Origin of the sequence: Synechocystis sp. LEGE 06083 (assembly GCF_015207725.1) — a bacterium.
Taxonomy (GTDB): Bacteria; Cyanobacteriota; Cyanobacteriia; order Cyanobacteriales; family Microcystaceae; genus Synechocystis; species Synechocystis salina.
This window is the reverse complement of the sequence record NZ_JADEWJ010000285.1, coordinates 1-4,679: the sequence shown is the minus strand read 5'-3', so window position 1 is coordinate 4,679 and position 4,679 is coordinate 1. Positions and strand designations below refer to the sequence as shown.

4 protein-coding genes are annotated in these 4,679 nt (G+C 50.7%); 2 read left to right on the top strand and 2 right to left on the bottom strand.

Annotated features, from left to right (window positions below; translation table 11 throughout):
- On the top strand, positions 1 to 839 hold an 839-nt coding region (locus tag IQ219_RS16870; protein ID WP_228017254.1), incomplete at its 5' end, for a thiamine pyrophosphate-dependent enzyme.
- On the opposite strand, the gene dusB is transcribed toward IQ219_RS16870, so the two are convergent.
- A complete protein-coding gene (dusB, locus tag IQ219_RS16865) occupies positions 798 to 1,829 on the bottom strand; it encodes a tRNA dihydrouridine synthase DusB (protein WP_194073373.1) in 1,032 nt (343 codons plus the stop codon). The two genes, IQ219_RS16870 and dusB, sit on opposite strands and share 42 nt — an antisense overlap.
- 194 nt (positions 1,830 to 2,023) lie before the next feature.
- On the opposite strand from dusB, the gene IQ219_RS16860 reads away from it, so the two are divergent.
- Entirely contained in the window at positions 2,024 to 3,418 is a 1,395-nt protein-coding gene (locus tag IQ219_RS16860; protein ID WP_194073372.1) for an ABC transporter substrate-binding protein, read from the top strand.
- Between the two features lie 68 nt (positions 3,419 to 3,486).
- Here the strand turns inward: IQ219_RS16860 and IQ219_RS16855 are convergent.
- Positions 3,487 to 4,679, bottom strand: a 1,193-nt coding sequence (locus tag IQ219_RS16855; RefSeq protein ID WP_194073371.1) for a site-2 protease family protein, incomplete at its 5' end; no start/stop codon positions are given.

Genomic DNA, 4,679 nt, shown 5'->3' with positions numbered 1-4,679 from the left:
CTAGTAAAGCGTTGCGAAATTGGCTCAGCACCATTGATTGTCCCCGTTATATTTTGAACTTCCACGGGGAAAATTTAGACCCGCTGCAAGGACAAACGATTTACTTGCCCACCAGCGTTGCCCAGGTAGCGGATTATTTACATAGCCAGGGATTAACCCCCGATGCAGAACAGAAAAGTTATGCCCATAGTTGGCAGGAAAAACAACGACAAAGCCAAACAATTATCATTTCTGCCCTAGCCGATGCCCATACCCCTTTAATAGTGGCCCAATTGGCCCATTGTTTGCCGCCCCAAACCAATTTGTTGGTGGCCAATAGTTTGCCTGTGCGCTGGCTGGAATTTTTCTGGCCCGTCAACGGCGATCGCCATCGTATTTTTGTTAACCGGGGAGCCAACGGTATTGATGGTACCCTTTCCACCGCCATGGGGATTGCCCACCGTAGCCCAGGGGAGACAGTATTGTTAACTGGCGATTTATCCCTATTGCACGACAGCAACGGCTTTTTAAATCAGTCCCAAATGCAGGGTAATTTAACCATTATTCTGCTCAATAATAACGGCGGTGGTATTTTCCAAACCCTACCCATCGCCCAATGTGAAGATGTGTTTGAAACCTATTTTGCTACGCCCCAAGGAGTGGATTTCAGTCAACTTTGTCGCACCTATGGAGTGGAACACCAAATTATTACTAACCTTTGGGAATTGAAAGAACAATGGCCAAGAAACAATTCCACTTCCATTCGGGTTTTAGAAATAATTGGCGATCGCCGTCAGGAGGCCCAATGGTTAAAATCATTACAGGCACAATTTTCCTGTGCTGATAGCTTGATCCAGTAAATCTTTCCCTTCTTGTACAGAATTGATCTGAAAAAGTTGTTCCCGCAACTGCGCCGCCCCAGGAAAATCTTTGCAATACCACGCTAAATGTTTACGGGCTTGGAATAGACCCCGTTGACCCTTATATTCCCAAAGCATTTGCAGATGTTCCTGGGCACAGGTTAATTTTTCCGCCACCGTGGGAGCCCTTCGTTTCTCTCCAGTTTTAAAAAAATGCTCAATTTCCCCCACTAAATAGGGATAACCCAAACTCCCCCGGGAACACATTACCCCGTCTGCCCCGGTTTGTTCTAAACAGGCGATCGCCGCTTCCACCGAAAAAATATCCCCATTGGCAATGACCGGGATTGACAGAGCTTGTTTAACTTTGGCAATCCATTGCCAGCGGGCCTGGCCGTTATAGCCCTGGGCCCTGGTGCGGCCATGGAGGGTCAACATTTGTGCCCCCGCATCCTGCAATCTCTGGGCAAATTCGACAATATTAATTTCCTGATCATCCCAACCGAGGCGGGTTTTGACCGTAACAGGCACATCCACCGCCGTCACCACAGTTTTGACAATGGCTTCGGCTACATCCGGTTGCCGCAGTAGGGAGGAACCGCCCCCTTTTTTTGTGATTTTATTGACCGGACAACCCATGTTAATGTCCACCGATTGGGCTCCCTGGGCCACCGCTTTTTGGGCCGCTGCCGCCATAAAGTCCGGCCGACAGTCAAACAGTTGGATACTGATGGGATTTTCCTGGGGATCAATTTCCATCACCTGGGGCAACGTGCGGAGATGGTGAATTTCCGTGGCGCTGACCATTTCCGTATAGAGCATGGCCTGGGGGGCATAGCGGCGCACTAACCGCCGAAACACCAAGTCCGTCACCCCCGATAAAGGGGATTGGAAGACCCGGCTGTGGAGGGTGAGGGTGCCAATCTGTAATGGTTTGGCCCAGGCGGTGGGGTTAGGAGGATTATTAGGCAAAGAATTAGGGGCCAAAATCTACAAGGAAATGAATCTATCAACAATATTTTTCCATTTTTCTCGGTCAAAAGGCGATCTCCATTCGCTAACTACAACAACCACAACGGGGGGAAACCATGGGGACAGGGTTGGAGGTCTAGTATGTTGGAAAGAATACCCTTAATACCTACCAAGCTGCCTTTGGTTGGTTCCCCCTAAGTGTGAGTGCCAATATGTCCAACAAAAAAGAGATTCCCATTTTAATCGGTGCGTTGTTAGTCACCCTGGGCATTGTGGGAGCAGGAGGATGGTTTTTATTTAACAGAATGAATCCTGCTGCGGTCACTCCTGGGCCTGCCACCACGGTTCCCATGCCGAGGGAATTACAGGCCAATGCCAGCGCCGGGGAAAGGGTGCTCGTTCCCACCATGGACAATGAAATTAAGTTATTTGCGTCCAAGGCGATCGCCGAGGGTAAAAACGCAGAAGCGTTGGCACAATTAACTCAACATTTGGAAAAATCCCCCAACGATCCTGAAGCCTGGATCTACTTCAACAATTTGCGGGCCTTGGACCATAATCCCCTCCAGATAGCGGTGGTAGCCCCGGTGGGCAGTAGCCTCAACATTGCCCAGGAAATTTTGCGGGGGGCGGCCCAGGCCCAGGAAGAAATCAATCAAAAGGGCGGTATTGACGGTCGTTTTTTGCACATCACCATTATCAATGATGCCAATGACAGCACTTTGGCCCAACAATTTGCCGGAGCTTTGATTAAACAAAATCAAATCCTCGGGGTGGTGGGGCATAATGCCAGCAGTGCCACCCTCAGTGCGGCCCCTACCTACGAAGCGGGGGGATTGGTGCTAGTCAACGCCACTAGCGACGCCAATGGCATTACCAATGTTGGCGACCATATTTTTCGGGTTATTCCCCAGATCAACACCTCCGCCCAAACCCTGGTGCAAAGAGTCAGCCAAGAAGTTGACCGAGTGGCGGTCTGCTACGATTCCAAAGCCCCCGACGGCGTTTCTTTTTACCAAGAATTTACCACCGGTTTGTTGGCCAGCGGCGGTCAGTTAGCCCCCACCGTCTGTGACCTGAGTGAAGCCAATTTCAACAGCCAAGCTAAGATGGCGGAAATTGTTGCCAGTGGGGCCCAGGGATTGCTAATTTTGCCCCACATTGACCGCCTGGATCGTGCTTTCGCTCTAGGTGACGCCAACCGGGGTCGCCTGAAGCTCTATGGCAATAGTCCCCTGTCTACGATTAAAACGTTGGAACAAGGCCGGGGCATGGTGGGTTTAATGGTGGCCATACCCTGGAGTTCCAAAAGTGAGGCCAATCGTCCCTTTGCCGAGGCCGCCCGGAAGTTTTGGGGGGGAGATGTGTCTTGGCGCACGGCGGCTACCTACGATGCAGTTTATACGGTGGCCAACGCCCTGGCCATTGCCCCCAGCCGTCCAGGTTTACAAAAGGCTTTGAAAGAACCGGAATTTGTTTCCAGCACCATCAATGGTGAGGTTAGTTTTTTACCCAATGGCGATCGGGCGGGACAAGCCACTCTGGTGCAAATTAAACCTTCCCCCAGCCATGTCACTGGTTACGACTTTTTCCCCATCAATCGCTAGAGAAATCTCGATGCCGTTGGAAGTTTATGGTTACTGGTCGTCAACTTTGGTTACGGGGTTTTCCTACCCTATATTTGCAACCATTGGGCTAGGGGGGGAGGCACCGGCAGAAGGATCAAAATCAAAATGGCGATCGCCACAATGCCTAATAAATCCCGGCGATCGTCCAACTCGCTGACATCATTTAACGCTGGCTGGTCCCCCACGGGCATGAGCAACAAAATAATTGCCCAGATGAAAAAGTCACTGCGAATAAAGGAAAGTAACACCATCACCACCCTGGTAATTTGCCCCGTCACAATGGCCACCCGTTGCCCCAGCATGGCATGGATAATGTGGCCCCCATCCAACTGGCCAAAGGGCATCAAATTCAACGCCGTTACAATCAAACCAATGTAACCGGCAATCGCCAAAGGATGGAGATCCAGTACCGTGTTCGGCCCCAGTTGACCGCCCAACGCCGCCTTACTAATCAGGGTCATCAGGAGAGAAAAGCGATAATCCAAAGCATCAAATCGCAACAGGTTAGTATTGTCCGGCATGGCTGCCACCGTGGACTGGGTCAACCCCCACCACAAAATCGGTAAGCCCACTACCAAACCCCCCAACGGGCCGGCGATCGCCACATCGAATAAAGCTTTACGGTGGGGCACCGGGGACTTCATCTGGATAAAAGCACCAAAGGTGCCCAAAAAGAAGGGAATGGGAATGAAATAGGGCAGAGTAGTGCGGATTTTGTAATGTACCGCCGCCCCATAATGGCTTAGTTCATGGCAGCCCAAAATGGTCAAAATTGCCAAACTGTAGGGTAAACCCACCATTAACGTTTGGATGCCCGCTTGGAGTTTTTCCGGAGTTAAGCCTGCCATTTCTGCCCCTACCATGGTGGTGGTGAACCCAGTGAGCAGCAGTAAAGTTAAGGCTAACCAAGGTTTATGGAGCTTTTCGGCATTATTAATATTATCTTCCTTCGCCTGGGCTGGGTTAGGTACTAGGGCAAAAAAAGGTTGGCCCTGCAAACTTTCTTGAAATAGCACCAAAAAGCGATCGCCAAAGGCATCTTCCACATTACCCTTGACCCGTTCATAGGCCATTTCCGGTGCCACTTGTAATTTGCCTCGGCACAGAATGGCCTGGGGACGGTAGTCCAATTGCTGGAGGTAATACACTCCCCAGGGAAAACAATCCCGCAAAGATTTTTCTTCCGCCGCATCAATGGGTCGGGGGGCTGGCTCCGATGATTTCTGCTCTGTTCCTTGGG

Bases quoted from the DNA above. Each gene is read 5' to 3' on its own strand.
- IQ219_RS16860 (WP_194073372.1), top strand. From the start codon at position 2,024: ATGTCCAACAAAAAAGAGATTCCCATTTTAATCGGTGCGTTGTTAGTC.